3 protein-coding genes are annotated in these 2,943 nt (G+C 57.1%); 2 read left to right on the plus strand and 1 reads right to left on the minus strand.

Annotated elements, in window-relative coordinates; all coding sequences use genetic code 11:
• Both PA6_RS23235 and PA6_RS22045 read left to right on the plus strand, forming a co-directional pair.
• The coding region (locus PA6_RS23235) for an ankyrin repeat domain-containing protein (RefSeq protein WP_021703176.1) at positions 1–524 on the plus strand (524 nt) is incomplete at its 5' end.
• 403 nt (positions 525–927) lie between these two features.
• On the plus strand, positions 928–2,061 hold the full coding sequence (locus PA6_RS22045) for a glutathione S-transferase family protein (protein ID WP_021703177.1): 1,134 nt from the start codon (positions 928–930) through the stop codon (positions 2,059–2,061).
• A 166-nt stretch (positions 2,062–2,227) separates the two neighbouring features.
• On the opposite strand, the gene PA6_RS22050 is transcribed toward PA6_RS22045, so the two are convergent.
• Positions 2,228–2,713, minus strand: a complete 486-nt coding sequence (locus PA6_RS22050) for a MaoC/PaaZ C-terminal domain-containing protein (protein ID WP_010465782.1) — start codon at positions 2,711–2,713, stop codon at positions 2,228–2,230.
• Positions 2,714–2,943: the final 230 nt, after the last annotated feature.

The following is a 2,943-nucleotide window of genomic DNA, read 5'->3' on the forward strand; positions in this document are numbered from 1 at the left end:
TTTCCTTAAGAAACGTCCGGGGCGCGGAGAAACTGCTGAAGCTGGGTGCAAATCCGAATTACCGTGACGAAAAGTTGCACGCCTCGCCACTGTATTTGGCTGTTGGCGCCAGCAGGGTCGATCTTTTAGATGTGCTGCTTCGCTACAAAGGGGACCCGAATCTGATCGGGCCAAACGGAGACAGCCTGTTGCATCAGGCTGTCATTGAGTTTTGTGAGGCGTGTGTCCGTTTGTTGGTTGAAAACTATCATGCAAATGTGAATGTACAGTGTGATAATGGAGATACGCCCGCGAAAGTGGCCGTCGCCATGGGCAGGTTCGATCTAGTTGCATATTTTTTGCAGAAGGGATTGAATAACAACCTTCAGGACTTGGCGTTGAGTGTTCAGATACGACAAGTACCGGCCGAATCGGATGCAATGAAACATAAAGTCCAAGTTATCGATATGCTTAAAGCGCGCGGCGTGCAGTATCCTGATCCACGATATCGCCCGCGCCAGCCCCCTCCGGGCTGGGAGCCTTGAAGGGACAGTGGTAAGGCGGTACGGGTCTTGCGCGGTAACGGTGCACGGTAACGGGGTCAGATGAGAATGGCACTTACTTAAGCGCTAACCGTTTGAAATTGAAATGAAAAGTCTGGCTCAGGGTCATATGGTGAAAGCGATCAAACCATCACCTATGACGACGCCAACCAACTGACCCAGCAGCAGGAATGGAAAGTTGGCAAGAACACCACCACCACCCTAATTGGGGGCAGGTGAAGGTTAACTCCCGGGACACAGACGCGTGGTAGCTCTAACCACGTCTGGAGCGTGGCCACTCTCTTTGGCGGCCCGGTGACAACACCAGCCGTGGTTTCGGGTTGCCTTCAGGGGAGAAGATCGCTAGGATCTGAGGCAGTCTTCCAGCCATAACAACGGATTTGTCATGTCCCTCGATCAGAACCTCTATACCCTCTACGGCTCCTCGCACTCGCTATATACCGGCAAGGCGCGCTGTTATTTGCGCAACCAGGGTATCGCCTATGTGGAGGTGCCTACTTCGCACCCGGACTTTGCCACGCGCATTTTGCCGCAAATTGGCCGAGGGATTATTCCGGTGCTGGAAACGCCGGAGGGCCGAGTGATTCAGGACACGGTCGACATTATCGATTTTTTCGAGGCGCAGGGCGTGCGTTATCCCGTTTACCCGAGCACACCCCTGCAACGCGTGGTCGCGGTGATTATCGAATACTACGGCAGCCAGGCCATGCTCAAGCACGCCATGCATTATCGCTGGTCGTACCGCGTGCAGCAGGAAGGCTTTTTACGCCATGCCTTTATCAGCGGCTCTGGCGAAGAAATGGCCGAGAAAATCATGGGGCGCATGAATTCCTATCTGCCACGCCTGGGCGTGAATGAGCAGAGCGCAGCGCTGATCGAGCAATCCTTCGAGCAACTCCTTGAGGTGCTGGACGCGCATTTCGCGGTGATGCCCTATCTGTTGGGTGGGCGTCCTTCAATTGCCGATTACGGCCTGATAGGCCCCATGTTCGCTCACCTGGGACGCGATCCGGTGCCGCTGGGGATCATGCAAAGCCGTGCTCCCCGCGTACACCGTTGGGTCGAGCGCATGACGGCGCCCGGGCTGGATGTGGTGGAGTATTCCGACAGCCGTCCTGAGTTCTGGCCCAATGACGCCTTGCCGCCAACGCTGTTACCAGTCCTGCAGCACATCGCAGTGGATATTTTTCCGGAGCTCACCGACAAGCTGGCGTTTATGGATCGGTGGGTCGCGCAGGCGCAGCCGGCTGACGGCGAGCCGGTGACTGAAAAGCCTGCGCTGCGGCAGATTGGTATGGTCAGCACCTGCTTTCGCGGGACAGCGATCGAGGTTGGCGTAGAGCCTTATTTGTTGTTCCTGTTGCAGCGCGCTGCGGACGTGGTAAACGCCCTGCCTGCAGATGAAGCGCGGGTTTTGATAGCACAGCTGGAGCAGCTCGGGTTGGTCGCAGCAGTGCCGCTAGGTCGGGATTACAGCGTGGCGCGGGCGGGCAATATCGAGGTTTGGCTGCGCAGCTGATTCGCATCAGAGCTGTTCCAGGGCCAGGGTGTTGCTAGGTGCTTCAGCCGCCTGATGGGTTATCAGGCGGCATCCAGGGTATCGGCTATATCCTGCGCCTCGGGTTGCGCCGTGAGATCACATACACTGGCGACCACTGATCCTGTGTCAACCTGAATCCTACCAGTCAACCCTCAAGAAACGCCCGCGAATCCAGATAAAACAGCCACTCAGCCACCAGCGTAGGCCGCCCATCCTCCAACTCAAGCTTCACTTCCTGCTTCAGCAAACACCCACCATTTGGCTTTTGCACCAGCTCACGCGCACCCACACGCGCCCGAAATTTCGCCCCCACCGGCATCTGACCGACGAAGCGCAACCGATCAAAGCCGTAGTTGAGTGCGAAGTTCTTGTCGATGGCTGGCCGGGCTTTCATTGCCTCGGCGTGCAGCTTGATCAGGTGTGAAACCTGCAAGAATCCCTGGACGATGGTGCCGGCATAGCCGGGCTCCTGGGCGGCGCGTTCCGGGTCCAGATGGACCCATTCGCCTTCACCGTCGCCGGTGAGCGCGGCGTACTCGTCCACCATGGCCTGGGTGATAACGTGCCACTCGGACAGGCACTCCTGGTCTGCCAGCGCAGCCGCTTCAAAGTTGCTTCGTAGTGTACTCATGCTCACCTCTCGGTTTTTTTTGTTGTCACCAGCGGGGCCAGTATGGCTCTTATCAGGCCACCGATCAGGGTGGTCATTAGTCTCGGACGTTGAAAGTGATTTGATCTGACGCGGATTAGCGCCTACTACCATTTCTCATTCCATGGCCTGAGCGCTACCTCAAATGCCCAGGTGGATCGGTGTTGCCGGTGCAGTTGCAGATACATCTGGGCGATCTCGTCCGGATCCCC

The organism is Aquipseudomonas alcaligenes NBRC 14159, assembly GCF_000467105.1.
GTDB lineage: Bacteria > Pseudomonadota > Gammaproteobacteria > Pseudomonadales > Pseudomonadaceae > Aquipseudomonas > Aquipseudomonas alcaligenes.

Coding starts and splice junctions, on each gene's coding strand:
- PA6_RS22045 (WP_021703177.1), top strand. CDS start 928: ATGTCCCTCGATCAGAACCTCTATACCCTCTACGGCTCCTCGCACTCG.
- PA6_RS22050 (WP_010465782.1), bottom strand. CDS start 2,713: ATGAGTACACTACGAAGCAACTTTGAAGCGGCTGCGCTGGCAGACCAG.